This window comes from Ditibartonella apis (assembly GCF_001952075.1).
GTDB lineage: Bacteria > Pseudomonadota > Alphaproteobacteria > Rhizobiales > Rhizobiaceae > Bartonella > Bartonella apis.
In genome coordinates, this window is record NZ_LXYU01000001.1 from 864,302 (window position 1) to 887,500 (window position 23,199).

Here is a 23,199-nt window from a genome sequence, read left to right on the forward strand (position 1 = left end):
TTTCGGGGGTAAGAAGAGCTGTTGCAGCGCATCTAATGCTCAATTGATCGAAAAATTATTGATACCGGCTGATGTCCAGTCCTGTCGGGTCAATTTCAGGCTTGTTGCCGCTGATAATATCGGCAATCAAATGGCCACTTCCGGTTGACATTGTCCAACCCAAAGTACCATGTCCGGAATTGATAAACAGGTTTTCATATTTTGTTTTACCGATAATCGGAACACTATCAGGTGTCACCGGCCGTAAACCTGACCAGAGCTGAGGCTTGAAGTCTCTATCATAGGAGCCGGAAAACATCATTTCCAAAGCTTCTTGCAAGGTTTTCAGGCGTGGTTCGCTGAGCTTTATTTCATAGCCTGAAACTTCTGCCATGCCGCCGACGCGGATACGGTTACCCAATCTTGTAACAGCGACTTTGTAAATATCGTCAATAACAGTTGAAACCGGTGCTTTCGCCTCGTCGGTGATCGGTACTGTAATGGAATAGCCTTTCACCGGATAGATTGGCGCATGAAGTCCGAGATCGTGAATAAGAAAAGGCGTAAAAGACCCCATGGAGACGAGATAGGCATCCGCACGCATCAAGCCACGTGACGTTTCAACGCCGGTAATTTTACCGCCTTCAACATCAAGTTTATTGATTATTGTATTATAGGAAAATTCAACCCCTTTATCGGCCGCGAGTTTTGCAAGCTTGGTTGTAAACATCTGGCAATCGCCGGTTTCATCTTCAGGGGTTTGCAATCCACCAACGATTTTATCTTTTAACGGCGCCAATCCGGGTTCTGCGGCAACGCAACCGGCACTATCAAGCATCTTAAAGGCAATTCCATCGGCTTTGAGAACTTCGACATCCTTATTGGCCGCTTCAAGCTGGTGGGGATCGCGGAAAAGCTGAATCGTGCCCTTCATGCGTTCATCGTAATGGATAGATGTTTCTTCGCGTAAGGCCTGAAGGCATTTTGCGGCATAGTCGGATACGCGGACCATCAGGGATTTGTTTTTCTTGTAACGGTTTTCATTGCAATTGATAAACATTGCAAAGAGCCACTTCATCTGGTCGAGGCTGAAAGTGGGATGAATAATAAGCGGCGGATTGGCCTGCCGCATCATTTTCAATGCTTTGAGGGTCAGCCCCGGTTGTGCCCACGGGGTTGTATATCCGAACGAAACCTGACCTGCATTGGCAAAGCTTGTTTCCAATGCAGGTCCTTCTTCACGATCAATGACCGTAACTTCGTGGCCTGCTTTGTTGAGATACCAAGCTGAAGTTACACCAACGACACCACTTCCCAGAACAAGCACTTTCATTTTTTGTTTCCCTCGCGATTTTTCACATAGATGCGCTGATAACGATGACTAAGCGACGTTAGAATTTCATAAGGAATTGTGCCTGCATCGCGAGCAACATCGTCAAGCGATTGGTGCTTGCCGATGAGTTCGACAAGATCGCCGGCTTTTGGTGCATTTTCACCAAGATGCGTTGTATCAAGTGTGATGGAATCCATCGAAACACGGCCAACAATCGGCACGCGCTGCCCTTTGAAATAGACCGAACCTTTATTGCCGAGTGCCCTTAGCCAACCATCGGCATAGCCCACCGATATTGTTGTGATTGTGCTTGGCCGTTCGGTTATAAATGTTCCGCCATAGCCGATTGCCGAACCGCGGGGAACGTGGCGTGTCTGGATGACATGGGCATCGAGGCTGACGACGGGTTTGATGACTGTCGGGCTTTTGCCGAGCGGGTCTACACCGTAAAGGGCAATGCCCGGACGCACCATGTCGAAATGATAGTCGCTCTTCAAGAAAATTCCGCCAGAAGCGGCAAATGCAACTTTTGAAGCCGGAAGTTTGGCAAGTGCCGTTTTCATCGCTTCAAGCTGGGCAGGATTTGCAGGGCTATTTTCCTCGTCACTTTTAGCCAAATGGCTAATCACCAGTTTTATATCGGCGTCGTTAAAAATCGATGGATCGGCGATAAGGCGGTAAAGCTCGCTATGATCAAGCCCCAAGCGGCACATGCCGGTGTCTATTTGAATGATCGCAGGAAAACGCTTTGCTTCACTCTCGCATAATTTTTGCCAGTCAAGAATCGCCTCCCAGGAATTGAGAACCGGAATTATACCGGCCGCTGCCGTTATTTTTTCCGCACCCGGTAAAATGCCATTCAAAACAGCAATAGAAGCATCTGTCGGCAATTGATCTTTGAGCCGGAATGCCTCGATAAGTTCAGCCACAAAGAAAAACCGGCATCCTGCTTCATAAAGCACAGGGGCTATTTTTTCTGCACCAAGGCCATAAGCATCCGCTTTGACAATGGCGGAACTTTGTGCCGGAGCAACCATTTTTTTTATGGTGTTATAATTTTCGACAATGGCATCAAGGTTGATTGTGAGAATTGCCCCATAGGCTAATGTCGGAATTTTATTGTCGTTTTGAATTTCACCCATTTCATTATTTCCCAGATAAATCCGGTTAAAAATCCGGATGTCCGTTTGTTCCCCTAGCATTGTTCCCGTGGCTTTTTTGCCATTTAATCTTCGCTATCATATGTGAAGAGCATTCGAATGTTGTATCTATTTTTGAAATATTATAGATATTTATCGTTGAATATTGAGCGTAAATCCGAAAAATTGAAATAATATGCAAAATCTTGATGCGATAGACCGTAATATCATCCGCCTGTTGCGCCGTGACGGGCGCATGAGCAATGCAAATCTTGCTGCCGAAGTGGGGCTTTCGCCCTCGGCATGTTTGAGGCGTGTAAAATTATTGGAAGAAAGCGGCGTTATTCGCGGCTTTACTGCCATATTGGGAAGTGTCGAAGGAGAAGACCGCCTCATTGCCATTATCCAGATTACACTTGAAAAACAAACGGAAGAATATTTGAACCGTTTCGAGGCGGCTGTGCGTCGCCATCCGGAAATCAAGGAATGCTATTTGATGACGGGGGATGCAGATTATTGGTTGCGTGCGGAAGCAGAAAATGCCGCCGCTTATGAAACCATTCACAAGGAAATATTGTCACGCCTGCCAGGTGTCGCGCGCATTCATTCGGCCTTTTCCATTCGCTCTATTTTGATGCAGCGATGAATAAAATTATGTGAATTATTCTTCTCACCCGAGTTTCAGGCAGAGCTCTTCATCAGGCAGAGCTCTTCATTATGTGAGCCGTTCGGGCATTTCTGAAAGCAGCATTTGTTTGCTCTACCCGACTTTTGTTTTGCTATACGTTTTGGTTCATCAAAATCAGCTTTATCAATCTTTGGACTGAAAACCGGTTCATGAAAAGCCGAAGAAGAGCTATTTTAAGCTGGCATTTCATTCCGCTTCCACTGTTAAAACAGGGTGTCATAAGAGAAGCGCTGAAAGGTGCCGTGACATCTCGAACATTTTGGCAAATCCGTGTGCTATTAACGCGATCAAGAAATCGGCGTTCTTTAACGCTCATCAATGATAAAATCGGGTCAATTGCAAAATCAGGTGAAATATTGCAAAATTAGGTAAAATAAAGAGTAAGCCTTTATACCAGAATTCAATGTGGATTTTTTCATTGAAAAAAGCGGGATAACAGGCAGCTTTGCTGCTGTTTGAAGGTTCGTTTCGGTTATGTATTGCGTGGAAACCGGCCATTTCAGTGCCGGATTTTAAATAATTTTCATTGTTTGCTTTTCATCGTTTTTAGAGTTCCAAGAAAAATCGCTTTTTAAAAAAATCACCGTTAAAAAAGTAAAAGCATTGAAAAAAGCCGGGCAAAATGCCCGGCTTATCCAATATCGAATTAAGCTCTTCGTTCAGCGTTTTGGCTTTGAAGGCCTGAAATCATAAAGGACATCATGGGTGAGATCGGCAATTTTCTTCTTGCCGCAAAGTGCCATGGAAACATCAAGCTCGTTACGGATAATTTCCAAGGCTTTTGTGACACCCGGTTTGCCCATGGCGCCAAGCCCGTAAAGAAATGGACGGCCAATAAAGGTGCCTTTGGCACCAAGCGCCAAGGCCTTCAACACATCCTGACCGGAGCGGATACCACCATCAAGATGGATTTCTATTTTATCTCCGACAGCATCGACGATTTCAGGCAAAACCGAAATGGTTGAAGGTGCGCCGTCAAGCTGGCGGCCACCATGGTTTGAAACCAGAATGGCATCGGCACCGGTTTTGACAGCCATTTTGGCGTCTTCGACATCAAGAATGCCTTTCAGGATAAGTTTACCACCCCAGATCTTCTTGATCCATTCGACATCGTTCCAGTTAAGCTTCGGGTCAAATTGCGAGGCTGTCCATAAACTCAAGGATGAAAGATCGGTAACGTTTTTGGCATGACCGGCAATATTACGCAAAGTCCGTTTATCAGTCTGCAGCATATCCATGCACCATTTCGGGCATGTCATCATCTGCCAGAGATTTCTTAATGTAAATTTTGGCGGGGCAGACAGATTGTTGCGCAAATCCTTGTGCCGTTGCCCCATAATTTGCAGATCAAGTGTCAATACCAAAGCACCGCATTTGGCAGCCTTGGCACGATTGATAAGATCGGCAATAAAGTCGCGGTCTTTCATCACATAAAGCTGGAACCAGAACGGTTTCTTGGTTACCGAGGCGACATCTTCAATCGAGCAAATGCTCATTGTCGACAATGTAAACGGCACGCCGAATTCTTCAGCAGCCTGAGCGGCCAGCATTTCACCATTGGCATGTTGCATTCCCGCCAAACCGGTTGGCGACAAAGCAACAGGCATGGCAACCTTCTGGCCGATCATTTCGCTTTCAAGCGAGCGATTGGTCATGTCGACCAGAACGCGCTGGCGCAGTTTTATTTTTTTAAAGTCTTCTTCATTGGCGCGATAAGTGCTTTCTGTCCATGCTCCGGAATCGGCATAATCAAAAAACATTTTTGGAACGCGTCGTTTGGCAAGTTTTTTAAGATCGTTGATCTCGAGTATTTTACGCATGTCAGATCTCGTTCAATTTTTAGTGTGTCATGTGTAATATTCTTCACGCACAATAAAAAGTCTTTTCTTTCAAATCGCTAATTTTTGACAAAAGAGCCTTAAATGTCTTTTAACTTTGCGTAAGTCTGAAGATGTGAAAATTATTTAAAACCAAAGACCAAAAAACGTTTCCGGTTTTACAACTTTTTATATTTTGATTTTAACCGGCTTTTTGGGGATGCTCTTCCAAACGCTTGCTGCACGACGCTAAAAACGCGAAAACTTTGATAAAAATCGGGGCAAATTGCGTCCCACTCAAAAAAGCTAACATGCGTTCAATCAATGGCAATGATGGCTTGATCCGGCAAGATCTTCCAGAATGGGGCAATCGGGCCTGTCATCGCCATGGCAGTGATGGACAAGGTGGTCGAGTGTATTAATCATTACCTGTAGGGAATCCATTTTTTCCTGCAAAGCTTTGATATGGGAAAGTGCGAGTTTTTTAACTTCGCTTGAAGCGCGGCTACGATCTTTCCATAATCCGAGGAGAACGCGGATATCTTCGGAAGAAAAGCCGAGCAGTCTTGAGCGGCGGATGAAACGCAAGGTTTGAATATCGTCATCGGTATAAACGCGATAACCATTGCTGCTACGATGAATTGGTGAAATAAGCCCTGTTTCTTCATAATGACGGATCATTTTTGCGCTAAGACCCGATTGTTTTGCTGCTTCACCAATATTCATTTTTCTCGTCCAATCCGGATTTTGATCAAATAGCATTCCGGTTTTTCATTTAATGCCGTTATTGCATATAATTGTTGTTTTAAAGCCAACAAGATGTTTTCTTGCGAGAACTACACCAGACAATCTTCCTGTTTTAAAATTGTATCATCAAGGGATCAATGAATACTCTTATCGGTCAAAAAGCTTGCTTGCTGGTGGATAAATGCTATTCCCCGCCAATTAGGCTTGACCTTTCTTCATCAATCCTCAACTAAAACGCTAACATGAAGATGTCCTTCAATGTTCACGCATCATTTATGCTGACGGAGAAAGCCGATGGAGAACCGGAAAACGCATAAAAAATCGGGTGATCTCGTTTTTGAAATGAATGACCATCCTCACGCGCCTGTCGCATTTTTGGCTGCTCTCCAGCATTTATTGGCAATTATTGTGCCAATCATTACGCCGGGCTTTATCATTTGCAGTGCTGCCGGTGTGTCGCCGGAAGATACGGCCATGGTTTTATCCATGTCGCTTATTATTTCGGGCATTGCAACTTTTGTGCAATGCAAAAAAATTGGTCCCTTCGGTGCCGGTTTGCTGATCGTGCAAGGAACCAGTTTCAATTTTGTCGGGCCGCTTTCAGCCGGCTCCGCTGCCATGGTTGCAAGTGGTATTCCGGCAAACGAGGTCATGTCGGCGGTCTTCGGTGTGGTGATTGCCGGTTCGTTTATCGAAATGTCGGTTTCGCGCATTCTCCCCTTTATCAGCCGCATGATTACCCCTCTTGTCACCGGTATTGTGGTTCTATTGATCGGCCTTACCCTGATTAAAGAGGGACTTGTCAGTATGGGGGGTGGTTATGCGTCACTAGGCGAAAAGGGAAGTTTTGCAAGCTTACAAAATCTCGCTTTGTCATGCACGGTCTTTGCACTCATTATTTTTTTAAACCGTGTGACGATTACATGGGTGCGCTCCAGTGCCATTATTCTTGCCCTTGCTGTCGGCTATGCCATGGCAGGCTTTATGGGCAGGCTTGATTTTTCCGGTTTTGAACATTCCGCACTTTTCGCCTTGCCAAGGCCGCTCCATTTCGGACTATCTTTTTCATGGTCGCTCTTTATTCCGCTCATCATGATCTATCTTGTCACCTCTCTTGAAGCGGTTGGCGACATTACAGCAACAAGCAAAATTTCAAGCGAGCCGGTTTCGGGGCCATTATGGATGAAAAGAATAAAGGGTGGTGTGCTTGTTAATGGCGCCAATTCTCTTCTTGCCGGTTTCTTCAATACATTTCCAAGTTCGGTCTTTGCGCAAAATAACGGGATTATCCAGTTGACCGGCGTTGCAAGCCGCTATGTTGGCTTGTGGATTGCAGCGATTCTCGTTGTCCTTGGTCTTTTTCCGAAAATTGCCGCTCTCATACAGGCGATGCCGGAACCGGTTCTTGGCGGTGCTGCCATGATCATGTTCGGCTCGGTTGCCGCTTCCGGAATTAACATCCTTTCGTCAATCAAGCTCGACCGTCGGGCACTTCTTATCATTGCAATCGCTTTGAGCGTTGGCGTCGGTGTGCCGCAAGTACCGGCTTTTGTGAGCCACCTTCCGACATTTATCGCCGATATTATGAAATCGGGGCTTGCCGCTGGTGGTATTACGGCAATCATCCTCAATTTGCTTTTGCCCGAACAGCAACGGGGTGATGAATAGAATTCTTCTTTCAATAAACCGTCATGTTAAAAGCCGATTTGAAGAGAGAATAGTTTCCGCCCGAATGCGGGGTAGAGCCACGTAATGAAAGGTTGAAACAATTTTCAATTGACCGTGCATTGGCCACATCCGGTTACCGGGCATTGGCTAAATATCGCGTAAGCGCCTAAATCAGAACAAACTCATAAACAGCAAAATAAGAAGCTAACAAAAATATCGTTTTGACGCGCGTGTTGTTGGAGATAACCAAGTTTTTTAAAAGCAACGCGTCGCTTCCGTTCTGGAACCTGAAATGAAAACAGTACTTTTTGAAGCACATAAGGGAGCGGATAATATTAAAAAAGCAGCATCGGATGAAACCCGGTACCGCTTTTACTGTAAAGAAACAGAAATTGTAAAGAAATGGAAATTGAGGGACGTCAAAGCTTCTGTGTCATGGCAGTAACGACCGCTTCCTTGTAGCTCATCTTTGTCAATTTATCGATAATGCGAACAAAATGTTCGGTTTTGCTATGTGCGTCGAGGGCGCCTTTGTCTTTCCATGTTTCAATGAAAACCATGTGTCCTGTATCGCCTTCAACTTCAAACAGTTCGTAGGAAATGCAGCCTTTGTCTTTACGGGATTTTTCTACGAGTTCTTTGAAAAGAGCGTCGGTCTTTTCAACCAATTCGGGCTTGATATAAAAATGCGCAATAACCTTTATCATGATGCTTTCTCCAAGGTTCGAGCAATGTTTTCAAGCCCCCATTCGAGAAGCTTGTCGGCCTGTTCTTGCGAGGCCGCTTCGCTATAACACCGCAATTCCGGAGCATTACCGGAAAGGCGGAAATGCACAATATCACCATTGTCCATGATGACACGCAAACCGTCAATCACATCCCAATGTTTGATCGTTCCGAGCGGATGGAAAAAATGCACACATGTTGCAGCGTCTTCAAGATCATGCAAAACTTGTTTTGCTTTTTCTGTGTCAATATTTGACAGCCGGTTGCTGGCTGTGAAGCGCCGCGGAAGAGAACCCTGAAGCGCCTGAACGGAAGAGCCGCGCAATTGTGCAAATCCTAGTAAAGCCAGAATAGGAAGCATTGCATCGCGTGTTGCCAATTTCTTCAATTCGCAGGTTTCGCTTGAAATATCGCTTCCTAAAAGAACGCCGCCATTGGCTTCAAAACCGACAATTGTATGATAACCGTCGTTTAATGCCTGTTTCATACCGGCAATAACATAAGGTGAGCCGACAGAGGTGCGATAGACATGCTCGAAAAAATGGCTTGTCTCGACCGCCGACGTAGAGGTGACAGGGGTGACCACCGCATCGGCAAAAAGATATTTTGCGGTGAGCATTCCAACCACATCGCCTTTTAAAAATATTCCGTCGGAACCGGCAATTAATGGCCGGTCTGCGTCGCCATCGGTCGACACCAACGCATCAAGCCCATATTGACGAACGGCATCAAGAGCAAGCTTGCGGTCAAAATCGCGTAATGCTTCGGTATCGACCGGAACAAAATGGTCGGCCCGCCCGATTGCAACAGTTTTTGCGCCAAGAGCTGATAAAACTTCAACGAGAAAATCGCGCACAATGGAACTGTGTTGATAGACGCCGATTTTCATATCCTGAAGTGCGGATTTCGGCAAAATGGAAAGACAGCGTTTCCGGTAAAGTTCAAGAACATCCGGAACAACGGGAGGGGATTGATAGTTTTCGTCAAGGTGATAGGGCGTGTCTTTTTCCGAATGCCCGCCTTTACCGGATTTATCAAGTTCATTGACAATGCCCCGCTCGTCCTGCTTGGTTATTTCTCCATCAGGACGATAGAATTTCAACCCGTTGCGGTCATCGGGAATGTGGCTTCCTGTAACCATAATTGCCGGATAGCGAGAATTGAGTGAATAAAGCGCAAGGGCAGGTGTTGGCACCTCACCGGAATTGATAACAGAAAAACCCTGATCTTCGATTGTTTTAACGACAACGTTTTTTATATGCGGACTCGACGAGCGCAGATCATAGCCGACAATCACGCTAGCATCCTTGCTCGTCTTGCCGATTTTTTCCAAATGTCGCAAGAATGCGCATGTGTAGCGCATGATAATATCATCGGTTAAATCGCTTACCAGACCGCGCAAGCCACTTGTTCCGAATTTGAGTTGTTCTGTCATAATGTGGTTTATTCCAAAACGGCCATTTCCGCTTTTCTATATGTGGTTACAATAGCCGTTTTGTCCATCGGCTTTGAAGCAATTATTTTGCATAAACAACAGACTATCTACAACTGTCATTTGACGAAAACAATTTTGTTATTATAAAGAAACTTCGCTTTATGATGTTGGCAGATAATTTATTTAGCATTATATCATGCCTAAAATTGTCAAGTTTATCTGCTAAAGTTTATTAAGGAAGAATTCCGATGACTACGCCTGTCGACAATGCGGCCTCGAATGCGACTGCCACGCCGTCTTCATTTCCGATACCGGCAAATGTTTTTGCTTTAACTGTACAGGATGTCAAACATTATACCGATAGGCTTTTCCGTTTCCGATTGAACCGTCCCGACAGTTTCCGTTTCCGTTCGGGCGAGTTTGTGATGATCGGCTTACCGAATGCCGAAAAGCCGGTTTTTCGTGCCTATTCCATTGCAAGCCCATTCTGGAGCGAGCAATTGGAGTTTTTCTCGATCAAGGTTCCGAATGGCCCGTTGACCGAGCATTTGCAAAAAATCAAAGTGGGCGACACCGTGCTCATGCGCAAAAAAGCGACCGGCACTCTGGTGCTTGATGCGCTTTTGCCGGGTAAACGGCTTTATCTCTTTTCGACTGGAACAGGTGTTGCACCTTTTGCAAGTCTTATTCGTGATCCGGAAACTTACGAAAAATTCGAAGAAGTTATTCTTATCCAGACAACACGGCTTGTTGCCGAACTCGACTATGCGCGTGAACTTGTTGCGGACCTAAGAAATGATCCTCTTATTGGCGAATTTTCCAGCCAGTTGAAATTCTATCCCATGACCACACGCGAGCAATCCGAGCATATGGGGAGAATTACCGACACAATGCGCAGTGGCGAGTTTTTCAAGCGTACCGGTTTGAAAAAGCTTGATCCGGAAACCGATCGCGCGATGATTTGCGGCTCTATGGCAATGCTGAAAGATTGTGCTGCTATGTGTAGAGAATTCGGCCTTGTCGAAGGTGCGAATAACGCCCCCGCTACTTACGTGGTTGAACGCGCTTTTGTCGATTGATAAAAGAGTAAAGCTGTTTTTGGATAGGCTCCAAGGCTCGAAGGCTTTAAAGTTTTAAAGGCTCGAAGGCTGCCTGTTTATCCGCAAGTCCGGTTAGTTTTGCCAAGCCCTTATATTTTAATGGGCTTGGCCTGTTGTTTTCCCAACGGCTTTTCAGGCAGTCAACTTTGTTGCGTTTCTCGCAAGTTCGGTAATGGCTTTAAAATCGCCAGCATCAATTAATTTTTTCGGTGCCACCCACGAGCCGCCAATACAAACGACATTGGGCAATTTCAGCCAATCGGCTGCATTATTTTGCGAAATACCTCCCGTCGGGCAAAATTTTACCTCGGCAAAAGGTGAAGCCAGCGATTTGACAAAATCAATGCCGCCCGCTGCCGTTGCAGGGAAAAATTTTAAACATTGATAGCCTTCTTCAAGTGCTCCCATCAATTCGCTTGGTGTGACTGCTCCGGGAAGAAGCGGAATATCGCTATCCTCGGCAGCGTCGATGAGTTCGCCCGTCAGTCCGGGGCTGACAATAAATTTTGCTCCCGAACTTTCAGCCGATGCATATTGATCGCCGTTTAAAATTGTGCCTGCGCCGACAATGGCATCAGGCACATCTTCAGAAACTGCATGAATGGCATCAAGGGCTGCAGGGGTGCGCAGTGTGATCTCGATAGCTTTTAGTCCCCCTTCGACGAGTGCACGTGCTACCGGCACCGCATCTCCCAATCGTTCAATGACAAGAACCGGAATGACACTTTGTCCAAGCAAAATAGGTAAAAGACGTTCGGTCTTCTGAGACATTGTTGTTCTCCAAAAAGCTTTTTTAATTCTTATAAGCGTAAGGCAAGCTTTAGAAAAGAGTGTTCAGGCAAGTTTCCTATCGGCTTTGTCAAAAAGCGGGAATGTTCTCAAAAAGGTATCGTAACCACAATGAAAAGAGAAGATTGAAACGATCCATCATTAAAAATTCAAAAAACAATATCCGGTTTTTTAAAGTTTAAGAGGCTGCTTTAAAAAACTATCGCGAAAAAGACGAGGCGGGAAAAGTTCAATAGTTCGAGCCGGGGCTCGAAAACCGACGCGTTTAACAAGACAGGCAACGAGGTCGTTTTGAAAAATGAAATGGCGGGGCTTATCCGATTTTTTGAAATGATGTTCAGAAAGCCGGTCATGGCATAACGGAAAAATATTGCCGTTTTATCGCGCCGTTCAAGGGGGATATTCTTTGGTATTTTCGCATCATTTTTGCTTTTGGAAAAGCTTGTAATAGTGCTAGCGGGCGCTATCTCTTTTCATCAAAGAAGCGGGAGTTTCACAAAACGGAGACGACGATGATTGATACCAAACAGATTTTTAAAGATTTGCTGACCCCCGATAATTCCGCTTCAAAAGCTGCTACAAACCAGTCGACTTCCTCGACGCCATCTTCTCCCTTTTCGGTCGTTGATCTCATAGGCGGACTTTTTGCCGGCAACGAAAAAGGCAATATTCTTGAAGGCTTGATAAAAGGTGGCGGTTTGGCGGCCGTTGCCAGCGTTGCTTTCAACGCTTTGAAAAATTTTGAAAAACATGATGATAATGCCAATTCCAAAGTTGATATGACAGAAATCGGTCAAACCGGTGCCGATCATAATGGTGATTTTGCCCTGACATTGGTTCGGGCAATGATAACGGCTGCCAAAGCCGATGGTCATGTCGATGACAAAGAACGGGAGTTGATAAAAAACAAAATTGCGAGTTCGGGAATTGACCAAAAAACAGCCGCTTTTCTGATGGATGAGTTGAACAAGCCGGTTGATCTCGACAATCTCGTCAGCAATGTGAATAGTGACGAACAAAAGACCGAACTTTATGTCGCTTCCCGTATGACACTTGATCCGGAAAAGCCTGATAACCGCAAATATCTTGATAATCTTATAGATAAACTCGGACTGCCGAAGGATCTCGAACAACATATCGAACAGGCAATTGTAAGCTTTTTACGCTAGTTTTCTTGACCTTCGCATTGTCGGTTGTAGTGAGCAAAAAACTTTAAAGCAAAGGCACGGCTAAAATATTGTCGTCAAAAATGTTGCATTCTGCTCATGAAGCAGAACGCATGGAAATGGCTTCGTCCTTTTTTACTGGCCCCCCTTACTTGGCTCCCTCTCTTACTCGCCCCTTTTGAAGGGCCGGAAATAACCGGAACAAATAAATAACTGGACCAAAATTTTTCACTAACAGGCTGCGAGTGCCTATTATTTGTTCAAAGGTTTTGTGTGGTTGAAAAATCGGGACTGTTTTTTAACCGGATGCTCGATCGGGCAGTTTGTCTTGTTTCGAGCCGTCCGGTTTTCCTTGAAACTTCCGGTTACATGTTGGCATTTTCTTTACTGAAGGAGCGGGTTTTATTGAAAGGGCGAACGTGTTTTACGAGTTGGAAGCATCGTTTTTTGTTTTCCCCTTTTGTTCATAATTCTTGAACCATTCGACCAGATAGTCGATAAACATGCGCACCTTTGCCGGTAAATAGCGTTTTTGTGGATAGACAATATAAAGGCCTGCACCGTCCGGCATAAAATCATCAAGAACAGTTTTGATAAGGCCATTCCGCAATTCTTCTTCGGCTATAAAACGCGGAATTTTGGCAAAGCCTATACCGGCAATGGCAGCGCGCTTTGTAATGACCGGACCGTTTGCCGCCATGCGTCCGGAAACGGCAACAGAGAAGGTGCTGCCTTTTTTATCCTTGAACACCCAGTGGTCGGAATTCAGGTTGTTTCTGTCGACAAGGCAGGGAAGCGATTTCAAATCGCGCGGTGTTTCCGGAACATTTATGTTTTTCAAGAGTTCGGGAGAGGCGACGACAACCGAACGGATATCCATAAGTTTTCGTTGGATAAGGGAAGAATCCTGCATGTCGGTAATGCGGATAGCAAGGTCGAAACCTTCATTCACAAGGTCGACGAACCGGTCATCAAGACTGATATCAAGGTGGATATCCGTATAAGCTGACAGAAAATCGATGAGTGATTGACCGATCGGAGCATCCGCGAAAGTGCGTGATGTACCGATTTTTATTCGCCCGTGAGTGGTTTTATTGGAGTGTGTAATTGTGTCATTAAGATCGTCGAGTTCCTTGATAATCTCCAAAGCACGTGGATAATAAGCCTGGCCTGCTTCAGTCAAAGATAATTGGCGGGTTGTCCGGTTCAAAAGGACAGCGCCCAATTCGTCTTCAAGTTCATGAACATGTTTTGAAAGGAGCGCTTTCGATTTGTGTGTCTTGCGCGCGGCCGCAGAAAAACCGCCGGCTTCGACCACTTCTATAAAGCCCCGTATTCTCGTCAATAGTCCCAAGAGTTTTACCCCTTCCCGAAACCACGTGCCCACAAGCTGTTTTTTTAAAAAAGGTGGGCTTTGTCTTTTATTAACAGAAACGCATGTCGTTTAACAACGACCAGTTTTTCAGAAAAACAAGCCCTGTTTTTGACTGTCAACGCCACCAATTTTTATTGCAAACAACAGAATGTCCAATATTGCAACGGGCCTAAATAAAATTGTCTGAAGGCCAAAAAAAATATTGAAAGGTGAGTCCATTGCGCTTATATGCATCTTTGCCCAAAGTCGCACGTGCCTGTGGGTGTCCGCCGGTCCTCGAATGGTGAGAAAAACCGGTACGGTACCTGGACCTAACCGCTCCAGTCATTCTTACGGCCAACCGGAAGAATGGGGACATCTTGAAGCAACGACGGTGCGGGCCTTTCTGGTGTCTTTCGGCTGTCCAAAAGTCGGAATTACTGAAGAGGCACACCTCATTGCCTTCCGTGCGGATGCGGTTTTCGTTATTCCAATCAAAAGGCAGACAAAGCGGAGCAATGCGTTAGCGCGCTGTTCCATCGCCGCAAGTTTTATCTAGTTTTTTCCGGTACCTCCAATAACCGGTTGAAACGAATATAGACCTTGCACTTTGTCCATGGGCTGATCGTGACTGATGCCACGAGAAGCAAGATTTGGGGAACCCGAAGGGTTTCCTAAGGAGAACCGAAATGGCAACTCAACGTATTCGTGATTTCCTCGCAACACGACGCCCTGAAGGCCCGTGCATGATTCTGGATCTTGATGTTGTGCGTGAAAACTATGAAGGCTTTGTCAAAGCACTTCCCCAATCACGCATTTTTTATGCAGTAAAAGCCAATCCGGCACCGGAAATACTACGTTTGTTGGTGTCGCTTGGTTCATCTTTCGATACGGCCACTGTCGCCGAGATTGAAATGGTTCTTGATGCCGGTGCAACTCCTGATCGTATTTCTTTCGGCAACACCATCAAAAAAGAGCGCGATATTGCCCGTGCTTATGAATTGGGTGTTTCACTTTATGCAGTCGATTGTGTCGAAGAAGTTGAAAAAGTTGCCCGTGCTGCCCCCGGTGCGCGTGTTTTCTGTCGCGTTTTGACAGATGGTGAAGGTGCCGAATGGCCGCTTTCACGCAAATTCGGTTGTGTGCCGGAAATGGCTGTTTCGGTTTTGCGCCGTGCCCACGAATTGGGTTTGAATGCTTGTGGCGTTTCTTTCCATGTCGGCTCACAGCAGACAAATCTGAATGCGTGGGATCGTGCGTTGGCAGATGCTTCCAAAGTTTTCAAAACACTGGCCAAGGAAGGTATCATATTGAAACTCGTCAATATGGGCGGTGGTTTCCCGACACGTTATTTGAAAGATGTGCCATCGGCACAAGCTTATGGCATGGCGATTTTTGATAGCCTTTCAAAACATTTTGGCAATCGCATTCCCGAAACAATCATTGAGCCGGGACGCGGTATGGTCGGAAATGCCGGTGTTATCCGCTCTGAAGTTGTTCTGGTTTCCAAAAAATCGGAAAATGACAAGTTGCGCTGGGTTTATCTTGATGTCGGCAAATTCAACGGTCTTGCCGAAACAATGGATGAAGCTATCCGCTATCCGATTGAAACAGCCAAGGACGATGATGAAAAAGTACCATGCGTTCTTGCCGGACCAACCTGCGATTCAGCCGATGTGATGTATGAAAAAACACCTTATCCTTTGCCGATTTCACTCACTGTTGGTGATGAAATCCTGATTGAAGGAACCGGTGCTTATACAACGACCTATGCTTCTGTAGCTTTTAACGGTTTCGAGCCGATCCGGTCTTATGTCATCTGATAGGTCAAAACCCGATATAAGCAGCAATTTACGCCCGTAGTTTTCTGCGGGCGTTTTTTTATCACTCGGCTTTAATCCTGCTCATGTGAGATATTTGAAAGAAGGAGGTCATTTTAGAGAAAAGATCTTGATAATGATCATCAAGCGAATGATCACAAATTTTTCCAATCTTTTTTTAAATCGAAAAATGACCTTCTATTTTTTTGTCTATCCGGTTTTTTTTCGTGAAGACATTTCCGGAGCAGGGTCTCAGATTGACTGGCCGAAAAGCGATAATAGTCGTGTGAGAGGATGATAGTTTGGAAAGGGGGGCAGGTAGTCGCAGTCAAGTGCAACATGTTGTGCTATTTTTTAAATGATGAACTTTCTTGTCCGCACGTGTGAATAAGTGAAAAAATCAAAAGGAATTTTCTTATTCAGGCTCTGATTGCGAAAACGCATTATCTATTTTTTGCGGTTCATTTTTCCGGCAATTGCCGCATTCAAAATGGCAAGCGCTGTTTTTTTGGAAAGCCGGACAGTTGGTTCATCCGGCCCTTGGTCTTCAACGGCGACATTTTCAATCAAGGCCTTGTCTTTTGCTTTGATTTTCTGATCTTTTGTCAAGCCTGCCAATTTTGTTGGGACATTGGCCGATTTTCGCAAATTCAACAGATGGCGGATAAAGCCGTTGAAACCACCTTTTATATTAAGGCGCTCGGCAAGCGTTGCAATTCTGTTTCCCACTGCCGACTGGTTATAAGCCACGACATAAGGCAAAAGAACACCTGCAGTCATGCCAAAATGGGTTTGGTAACGATTGCTTATCGATCGGGCGAGGGCACTGGTCATGCCTAAGCCTTTCTTTGCCGCAAGTGCACCGGTGAGCGAGGCGGATGCCATTGCCATTTGTGCTTCATTATTTGAACGGTCACTGACTGCTTTTGGTAAATAGGCAAAAACGAGGCGGACTGTTTCGAGTGCCAAAGCATCCGAAACGGGATTGAACGTCGGATAGCACCAGCTATCAATCGCATTGGTAAGTGCATGCATACCCGCGCCGGCTATAAAAATAGCAGGTGCAGACCCTGTTAAAACCGGATCGGCTACAACGCATGGCGGCATCATGCGTTTGTCATGTATTGTAAAACCGGTATTGTTGCTATTGTCGATAATGTAGGCGTTATCACTGATTTCTGCGCCGCTTCCGGCAAGTGTCGGCATTGCAACAAGCGAGGGGAGAGGCGTGTAAAGCGAGGGGACTTCAAGTGTTTTGACATTCGCTCCTTTTGCACAAAACAGGCGGGTTAATTTGGCAAGATCTATTGCTGCACCACCGCCAAAGGCAAGAATAGCATTGAAACCGCCGCTCAAATAAAGTCGAACAGTCAATTCCAATGTTTCTCTGGAAGCGGTTCCATCGAGCGAAGAAAAAACGCCGAACGGCAATTTCAATTTGTCGATGCGTTTGAGCAGTTTTTTCAATGCCGGTGATTGGCTAAGACCGCGATCGGTCAAAACCATAACGGCTTTGACACCGTTTTTTTCGAACACAGAGCCAAGTGCTGCAAGGCTTTTGGGCCGCAACAGAATATCAGTCGGAAATGTCCATTCGCTTGCAATTGTCATAAGCTATACTTACGCGAGAAGCGTAAAAAAAGCAAAACTCTTAATCGGTTTTTGCCTTTTTTAGCCTTTCGCACATTAATGCCCGCCAACTCCACCGCTTAATGTTTTCGGTTTTTTTACAGCAAAGACCAGAAGTGTCAGAATTGCGAACAAGAGGGTAAGAATAAAGAAAGCGTCGATAAAGGCCATGACTGTCGCTTGCTGGCGGACAATATTATAGAGCTGCATCAAAGCCGAATCTTTGGGGTTCAAGCCTGCCATATCAAGTTTGCTTGCCAAAGCATTCAACATGTCGATTGCCTGCCGGTTTCCCCATTGCACGCTTTCGGACAGTCGTTCATAATGAAAATCGGTACGCCGCATGATAATGGTGTTAATGATTGCAAGCCCCACAGCACCACCGAGATTACGGGTGAGGTTGAAAAGACCGGATGCATTTTTAAGCTTTTCGGCTGAAAGTGTGCCAAGTGCAATGTTGTTGATCGGCACCATACACAGGATGAGCGAGCCGCCACGTAAAATTTGCGGCCAGAACAGTTCCCAGAAATCCCAGTCTGATGTCATTCCGGTGACAAGCCAAGTTCCCCAGCCAAAACCCGCAAAACCAAGCCCCATCATTAAACGCGGGTCAAGCTTGGTCGAAAGAAAACCGGCGAGGGGAGCGGAAAAAAACATCATCAACCCGGAAACAAACATTGTTTCCCCGATCATCAAGGCATCATAGCCGCGAATTTCCCCAAGATAGAGCGGATAAAGATAGGTAAGCCCGTAAAGTCCGATGCCCATAACGAAAGAAAAGATCGACCCGAGTGCGAAATTCAGGTTTACAAAGGCCTTGAGGTCAACAATCGGGTTTTTCGCTGTCAGCACACGCCAGAAAAACAGAACGGCAGAAATGCCCATGACAATGGTAAAACGGAAGATCATTTCGTCTTCCATCCAGTCATTGCGCGGACCTTCTTCAAGCACATATTCAAGGGAGCCGAGAAAGGTTGCCATGGTGATCAAACCGAACCAGTCGAAGGATTGGAAAAGCGAACTATCACCTTTATCAAAATCAATGAGCTTCCATGAAGCAATGGTTACGAGAATGCCGAACGGCACATTGACAAGAAACAGCCAATGCCACGAAAAAGCATGGCTCAGATAACCGCCGACTGTCGGTCCAATCGTGGGGGCAAGTGTTGCCACCAACCCGATAATGGGAGAAACAATCGGCTGTTTTGAAGGCGGAAAAATGGTGAAGGCAGCAGCGAACACGCTTGGAATCATGCCACCGCCGATAAAGCCCTGAAGGGCACGGTAGGCAATCATCTGTTCAATCGAGCCGGCTGTTGCACAAAGGGCGGATGCAATAGTAAAGCCGGCAGCCGAAATTGTAAAAAGCACACGCGTTGATAACAACCGCCCCAAAAATCCCGATAACGGGATCATAATAACCTCGGCAATGAGATAGGATGTCTGCACCCAGGCTATTTCATCCGAGCTTGCCGAAAGTCCTGCCTGTATTTCCGACAAGGAGGCAGAGACAATCTGGATGTCGAGAATAGCCATGAACATGCCGAAAACCATGGCCACGAAGGCCACGATTTTTTTCGGTTCGATATGCTCTTCCATGTGGGGGAGACTGGCAGCGGTCATCAATACCTCACTTCGTTGCCAATGATTTTGCACCTTCCGGTTTTGTGCGCATGTCGACGCTGACAACCACGCTCATGCCGGCACGAATGCGCCCTGTTGCCAGAATATTTTCAGGTATCGAAATTCTGACCGGGACACGCTGGACAATTTTGGTAAAATTTCCGGTAGCATTTTGAGGTGGTAAAAGTGAAAAAACAGCACCTGATGCAGGCGACAATGAAACGACTGTGCCTTCAAAGCTTTCGCCATCAAGCCCGTCGACAGAGATGCGCACCTTTTCGCCACCATAGATCGAAGGAAGCTGGGTTTCTTTATAGTTGGCGTCAATGTAAAGCGCATTAACAGGAACCAGTGCAGCCAAGCGCTGTCCGTTGACGACATAATCACCTTTTTTACCGGCAAGATTTCCCAAAACACCGTCAAAAGGCGCGCGCAAAACGGTAAAATCAAGGTCGCGACGGGCCTTGTCGCGCGCAAGTTCAAGACTTTTGGTTTCGCTGACTGCCTCGTCATGTTGTGCTTCAAGAACCGTGATATTGGCAGCTGCTGCCGCAATTTGTGCATTGGCACGGGTGACATTGGCGACAGCTTGGTCGTAAGCCGATTGGGCGTTATCGACAGCCGATTTTGCAACGAAACTTCCGACATTCAGTTCTTTTGCACGTTTTAACGTAATGTCGGCATTAACGGCGACTGCATTGGCCGCGTCCTTTTGTGCATTGGCTTCGTCAAGCGACGTTTTGGAAGCGGCAATCTGCGCCTCAATCCGCGCAAGCGTACGGCTTTGCGTTTGAAGTTTTGCTTCTGCTTCGTCATAGGCAATTTTATAATCGCCATCATCAAGACGAAACAGCACATCGCCTTTTTTGACATAATGGTTGGTTTCAACCGGAATGTCATTGATATAGCCGTTGACCTTGGGGGCAATCGAGGCAATATCGCCTTGCACATAGGCATCATCTGTTGTGACCAGAAAACGCCATTCGGTCAGCCACCTAAACCCCAGCCACAAAACTGCAATGGCAGCAATAATTGCAATCGCTATCGCAATTTTTTTGTGCGGGCGTTGTTTGGCCTGAATTGTCTTGTTTGTGCTGTTAGAAAAATCTGTCATGGGACAAGGCTTCCACGTCTGATGAAAGAGTGCGGTGTTTAACCAAAACGGGTTCAACCGTCAATAAAATGGACACACCGACAACGCTTCAGACCCGCTTCGGGTTGCATCTGGTGCATATTCCGCGAATTTCGATCGTCGTTGTGCGCGGTAAAAAGCCTTCTTTTCGTGTCATTTGAAGAATATTTTCTGCAATAAGCGGATTTTCGATTTCCGCAACCCGATTACAGTTTTCACAAATGATAAAGACCGTAAGCCCATGATTATGCTGGTCGGGATGTGAACACGCCATAAAAGCATTGACGCTTTCGAGCTTGTGAACCAGTTTTGCGGAAACAAGTTTTTGAAGTGCACGATACACTTGCAATGGCGCGCGAAAGCCTTCTCCATGCAACCTGTCAAGTATTGTATAGGCGCTCAATGGCGCCTGTTCTTTTTCGAGGACTGAAAGCACCAACATCTGGTTACGGGTGAGCTTATCTGTCATGGGAAAATTCCTTGATTACTCCACTTATCAGTCGGCTTGCAATAAACAGGATAAACAGTGCAACAACAACGCTGGGGCCCGAACGGCTGTCAAACCGGATCGAGGCGTAAAGCCCGAGAACCGTTCCGATAATACCGATCAATGCAGCAAGAATGGCCATTTGTTCAGGGGTTGATGAAAAACGCCGGGCAGTGGCTGCAGGAATAATGAGAAGTGCCGTAATCAGAAGTATACCGATGATATTTATGGCAACCGCAATAACAATGGCCATAAGCAACATAAAAATGAAACGGGCGCGTTCCGGCTTCATATTTTCTGCCTTCGCCATGTCGATATTGATCGTCAGTGCGAGAAGCGGACGCCACAAGAGAAAAAGCACAACAAGAATGACGGCGCATCCGATCCACACCGTCAACACATCTGTGCGGGAGACAGCCAGAATATCGCCGAACAGGTAGCTATTGATATCAATATTTGTCCAGGTCATGAAGCCAATCAGGATAAGCCCGATTGCCAGTGTTGCATGGGCAAGGATGCCGAGAAGTGAATCGCCCGACAGTTTTTCTTTCGCCTGCAGAATAAAGAGTGCAATCGAAACAATGACTGCAACAAGGAAAACACCAAGTACCGTATCAATGTTGAAAAGTAAGGCAAAAGCGACACCGAGCAAAGCCGAATGGGCCATGGTATCGCCAAAATAGGCAAGTTTTTGCCAAACAATAAAACAGCCGAGTGGCCCCGCCATCAATGCCACGCCAATTCCCGCTAAAAACGCTCTTACAAGATAATCGTCAAGCATTGTCGTTGGCTCCGATATTTTTGGTTGTTTTTCCGGCCGGAGTGTTGATGACAGCACCGTGAATGTTATGCCGGTGGTTATGATGATGCTCATAAAGTGCCAGACCGTTTTCCGGTATCGCGCCGACAAGGCGCCCGTAAGCTTCGCTTTGTGCAACCTCGGTTGGTGCTCCGCTGCAGCAAATATGGCCGTTTAAACAAATCACGCGATCGGTAGCTGCCATAACAATATGAAGATCATGGGAGATGAGAAGAATACCGCAATCAAGTTTTTTGCGCAGACTGGCAATCAATCCGTAAAGTTCGGTTTCTCCATTATAATCGACTCCTTGTAGAGGTTCGTCTAGAACGAGAAGATCAGGCTTTCTTGCAATTGAACGGGCAAGGAGCACCCGCTGCAATTCTCCGCCCGAAAGATCGGCGACATTGGCATTTTCCAAATCGGCAACGCCTGTCTCGCTCAAAACCGATGTCAGTTTTTTGGCATCAAGTTTGGCTGTCAATGTCATGAAACGGCGAACCGTCAAAGGTAAGGATGGGTCAATCACCAATCTTTGCGGCACATAACCAATGCGCAAGCCTGCTTTTCTGGTCACAGTCCCCGCTGATGGCTTCAAAATTCCCAATGCCATTTTTGCTGTGGTTGATTTTCCCGAACCGTTCGGACCAATCAGTGTAACGATTTCACCACGATAGATATCGAGATCAATGTCATGGACAAGCCAGCGACCATTGCGTTCGATGCCTGCTTTTGTAAGCGACAACAGCCATTCTTTATCCATTTTTCCAATCCTCAAATCGTTTCATGCAATCGATCATAGTTTCTGCCAATCAGATTCTGCCAATCAAAGTTTTGACTTGTCATTACCCAATCTTCAGTCATGAAAATCAGCCTAAGCTCAACTAAGATTCCTCCTTCACTACACCAAAGTTTGACGGCAAACGCCTTGCACTTCTTCAATAACTGGCTTAATACAAAACTGTAATGTAATAAAGTAACATTTAAAGGGTAAAATTGTTTCGGTCTCTTTATTATATAATGGCTGCATGCGTGCTGATTTTCGTCTCCGTCATCAAAGCGCAAGCGTCTTCGGTCCCTCAGGTAGTGGTTTCCATCAAACCACTTCATTCATTGGTCGCCGCAGTTATGGGAAAATTGGGTACACCGGCGTTGATTGTTAAACAGGCCGGCTCGGAACATGGCTATGCGTTAAAGCCATCAGATGCGAAAATGTTGTCTGAAGCCGACATTATTTTTATAGCAAATCCTGATATGGAGCTTTTCCTTGCAAAACCGATAGAAAATCTCGGTGTCAAAGACCGGATGATTGCGCTTTCGGCTGCACCCGGTGTCGAGCTTCTCCCGATCAGAGAAGGCGGTTTATTCGAAAGCGAAGCTGAAAACCATAGTCATAGTGGTAAAGATGGCCACGCAATGGATTTCCATTTTTGGCTTGACCCCGAGAATGCCCGGAAAGTTGTCATTTATGTAGCCGATGTTCTTGCTAAAAAAGACCCCGATCATGCGGATATCTATCATAATAATGCGAAAGCCTATGATAAAGTGCTTGCCGACACCGAGCAGAATATAAAAGAAACTATTTCACCATTCCGTGACAAAAATTTTATCGTTTTTCATGATGCCTACCAATATTTCGAACATCGATTCGGCCTTCATGCAGTCGGTTCGGTGGCACTTGACCCTGAACGTCAGCCAGGTGCTCAACGGCTGAGTGCAATCAAAAACACCATCGGCGAGGAAAATGTCGTTTGTGTTTTTGCCGAGC

21 protein-coding genes (1 of these 21 running past the window's edge) are annotated in these 23,199 nt (G+C 46.0%); 7 read left to right on the top strand and 14 right to left on the bottom strand.

Translation table 11 applies throughout. The features are described 5' to 3' along the window. Nucleotides 1–55 precede the first annotated feature (55 nt). Together PEB0122_RS03920 and alr are read right to left on the bottom strand one after the other, a co-directional pair. Nucleotides 56–1,312, bottom strand: coding sequence for a D-amino acid dehydrogenase (locus PEB0122_RS03920; protein ID WP_075915515.1), 1,257 nt, complete (start codon nt 1,310–1,312; stop codon nt 56–58). After that, nucleotides 1,309–2,454, bottom strand: coding sequence for an alanine racemase (gene alr, locus PEB0122_RS03925; protein ID WP_075915516.1), 1,146 nt, complete (start codon nt 2,452–2,454; stop codon nt 1,309–1,311). Before alr ends, PEB0122_RS03920 begins: the two co-directional genes overlap by 4 nt. A gap of 193 nt (nt 2,455–2,647) precedes the next feature. Between alr and PEB0122_RS03930 the strand changes: the two genes are divergently transcribed. Beyond that, on the top strand, nt 2,648–3,097 hold the full coding sequence (locus PEB0122_RS03930; protein WP_075869179.1) for an Lrp/AsnC family transcriptional regulator: 450 nt from the start codon (nt 2,648–2,650) through the stop codon (nt 3,095–3,097). Nucleotides 3,098–3,798: 701 nt separating this feature from the next. On the opposite strand, the gene PEB0122_RS03940 is transcribed toward PEB0122_RS03930, so the two are convergent. Further along, the gene (locus PEB0122_RS03940; RefSeq protein WP_075915000.1) at nt 3,799–4,959 is read right to left on the bottom strand and encodes an alpha-hydroxy acid oxidase; all 1,161 of its coding nucleotides are present in this window, start codon (nt 4,957–4,959) and stop codon (nt 3,799–3,801) included. Nucleotides 4,960–5,277: 318 nt separating this feature from the next. Continuing rightward, complete coding sequence (gene cueR / locus PEB0122_RS03945) at nt 5,278–5,682, bottom strand: Cu(I)-responsive transcriptional regulator (RefSeq protein ID WP_075869869.1); 405 nt, start codon at nt 5,680–5,682, stop codon at nt 5,278–5,280. Nucleotides 5,683–5,997: 315 nt separating this feature from the next. On the opposite strand from cueR, the gene PEB0122_RS03950 reads away from it, so the two are divergent. Then, entirely contained in the window at nt 5,998–7,371 is a 1,374-nt protein-coding gene (locus tag PEB0122_RS03950; RefSeq protein ID WP_075915518.1) for a nucleobase:cation symporter-2 family protein, read from the top strand. A gap of 419 nt (nt 7,372–7,790) precedes the next feature. Here PEB0122_RS03950 and PEB0122_RS03955 read toward each other — a convergent pair whose 3' ends face one another. Together PEB0122_RS03955 and PEB0122_RS03960 are read right to left on the bottom strand one after the other, a co-directional pair. After that, entirely contained in the window at nt 7,791–8,078 is a 288-nt protein-coding gene (locus tag PEB0122_RS03955; RefSeq protein WP_075869175.1) for a putative quinol monooxygenase, read from the bottom strand. Beyond that, nucleotides 8,075–9,532 carry a phosphomannomutase gene (locus PEB0122_RS03960; RefSeq protein WP_075915519.1) on the bottom strand — a complete coding sequence of 486 codons (1,458 nt, stop codon included), beginning with the start codon at nt 9,530–9,532 and terminating at the stop codon, nt 8,075–8,077. Before PEB0122_RS03960 ends, PEB0122_RS03955 begins: the two co-directional genes overlap by 4 nt. Before the next feature lie 248 nt (nt 9,533–9,780). On the opposite strand from PEB0122_RS03960, the gene PEB0122_RS03965 reads away from it, so the two are divergent. Beyond that, nucleotides 9,781–10,611: a ferredoxin--NADP reductase gene (locus PEB0122_RS03965; protein WP_075914997.1), complete on the top strand. Its 831-nt coding sequence runs from the start codon at nt 9,781–9,783 to the stop codon at nt 10,609–10,611. Nucleotides 10,612–10,764: 153 nt separating this feature from the next. Here the strand turns inward: PEB0122_RS03965 and PEB0122_RS03970 are convergent, their stop codons facing one another. After that, the gene (locus tag PEB0122_RS03970) at nt 10,765–11,403 is read right to left on the bottom strand and encodes a 2-dehydro-3-deoxy-phosphogluconate aldolase (protein ID WP_075914996.1); all 639 of its coding nucleotides are present in this window, start codon (nt 11,401–11,403) and stop codon (nt 10,765–10,767) included. 530 nt (nt 11,404–11,933) lie between these two features. Here PEB0122_RS03970 and PEB0122_RS03975 point away from each other — a divergent pair. Beyond that, nucleotides 11,934–12,590, top strand: a complete 657-nt coding sequence (locus PEB0122_RS03975; RefSeq protein ID WP_075915520.1) for a tellurite resistance TerB family protein — start codon at nt 11,934–11,936, stop codon at nt 12,588–12,590. 421 nt (nt 12,591–13,011) lie between these two features. On the opposite strand, the gene PEB0122_RS03980 is transcribed toward PEB0122_RS03975, so the two are convergent. Further along, nucleotides 13,012–13,941, bottom strand: coding sequence for a LysR family transcriptional regulator (locus tag PEB0122_RS03980; RefSeq protein ID WP_075914994.1), 930 nt, complete (start codon nt 13,939–13,941; stop codon nt 13,012–13,014). A 301-nt stretch (nt 13,942–14,242) separates the two neighbouring features. Here PEB0122_RS03980 and PEB0122_RS03985 point away from each other — a divergent pair, with 301 nt between their 5' ends. Beyond that, on the top strand, nt 14,243–14,500 hold the full coding sequence (locus PEB0122_RS03985) for a hypothetical protein (RefSeq protein ID WP_143238786.1): 258 nt from the start codon (nt 14,243–14,245) through the stop codon (nt 14,498–14,500). A 130-nt stretch (nt 14,501–14,630) separates the two neighbouring features. Then, nucleotides 14,631–15,764, top strand: a complete 1,134-nt coding sequence (locus tag PEB0122_RS03990) for a type III PLP-dependent enzyme (RefSeq protein ID WP_075915522.1) — start codon at nt 14,631–14,633, stop codon at nt 15,762–15,764. A 444-nt stretch (nt 15,765–16,208) separates the two neighbouring features. Here PEB0122_RS03990 and PEB0122_RS03995 read toward each other — a convergent pair whose 3' ends face one another. The 6 genes from PEB0122_RS03995 to PEB0122_RS04020 form a co-directional block, all read right to left on the bottom strand. Beyond that, nucleotides 16,209–17,372 (bottom strand): iron-containing alcohol dehydrogenase, encoded by a 1,164-nt coding sequence (locus PEB0122_RS03995; protein WP_083650181.1) that lies wholly within the window; start codon nt 17,370–17,372, stop codon nt 16,209–16,211. A gap of 75 nt (nt 17,373–17,447) precedes the next feature. After that, nucleotides 17,448–19,013, bottom strand: coding sequence for a DHA2 family efflux MFS transporter permease subunit (locus PEB0122_RS04000; protein WP_075915523.1), 1,566 nt, complete (start codon nt 19,011–19,013; stop codon nt 17,448–17,450). 7 nt (nt 19,014–19,020) lie between these two features. After that, nucleotides 19,021–20,127: an HlyD family secretion protein gene (locus PEB0122_RS04005; protein ID WP_075915524.1), complete on the bottom strand. Its 1,107-nt coding sequence runs from the start codon at nt 20,125–20,127 to the stop codon at nt 19,021–19,023. Nucleotides 20,128–20,215: 88 nt separating this feature from the next. After that, nucleotides 20,216–20,614 (bottom strand): Fur family transcriptional regulator, encoded by a 399-nt coding sequence (locus PEB0122_RS04010; RefSeq protein ID WP_075915525.1) that lies wholly within the window; start codon nt 20,612–20,614, stop codon nt 20,216–20,218. Then, nucleotides 20,604–21,413 carry a metal ABC transporter permease gene (locus tag PEB0122_RS04015; RefSeq protein ID WP_075869165.1) on the bottom strand — a complete coding sequence of 270 codons (810 nt, stop codon included), beginning with the start codon at nt 21,411–21,413 and terminating at the stop codon, nt 20,604–20,606. The genes PEB0122_RS04010 and PEB0122_RS04015 overlap by 11 nt, the downstream gene beginning before the upstream one ends. Next, nucleotides 21,406–22,194 (bottom strand): ATP-binding cassette domain-containing protein, encoded by a 789-nt coding sequence (locus PEB0122_RS04020; RefSeq protein ID WP_075915526.1) that lies wholly within the window; start codon nt 22,192–22,194, stop codon nt 21,406–21,408. The genes PEB0122_RS04015 and PEB0122_RS04020 overlap by 8 nt, the downstream gene beginning before the upstream one ends. A 257-nt stretch (nt 22,195–22,451) precedes the next feature. Between PEB0122_RS04020 and PEB0122_RS04025 the strand changes: the two genes are divergently transcribed. Further along, nucleotides 22,452–23,199 carry the 5' portion of a zinc ABC transporter substrate-binding protein gene (locus tag PEB0122_RS04025; RefSeq protein WP_075915527.1) on the top strand. 167 nt of this gene lie beyond the right edge of the window, so 748 of the gene's 915 nt are visible here — the first part of the coding sequence; its start codon is at nt 22,452–22,454; its stop codon lies off the right edge, out of view.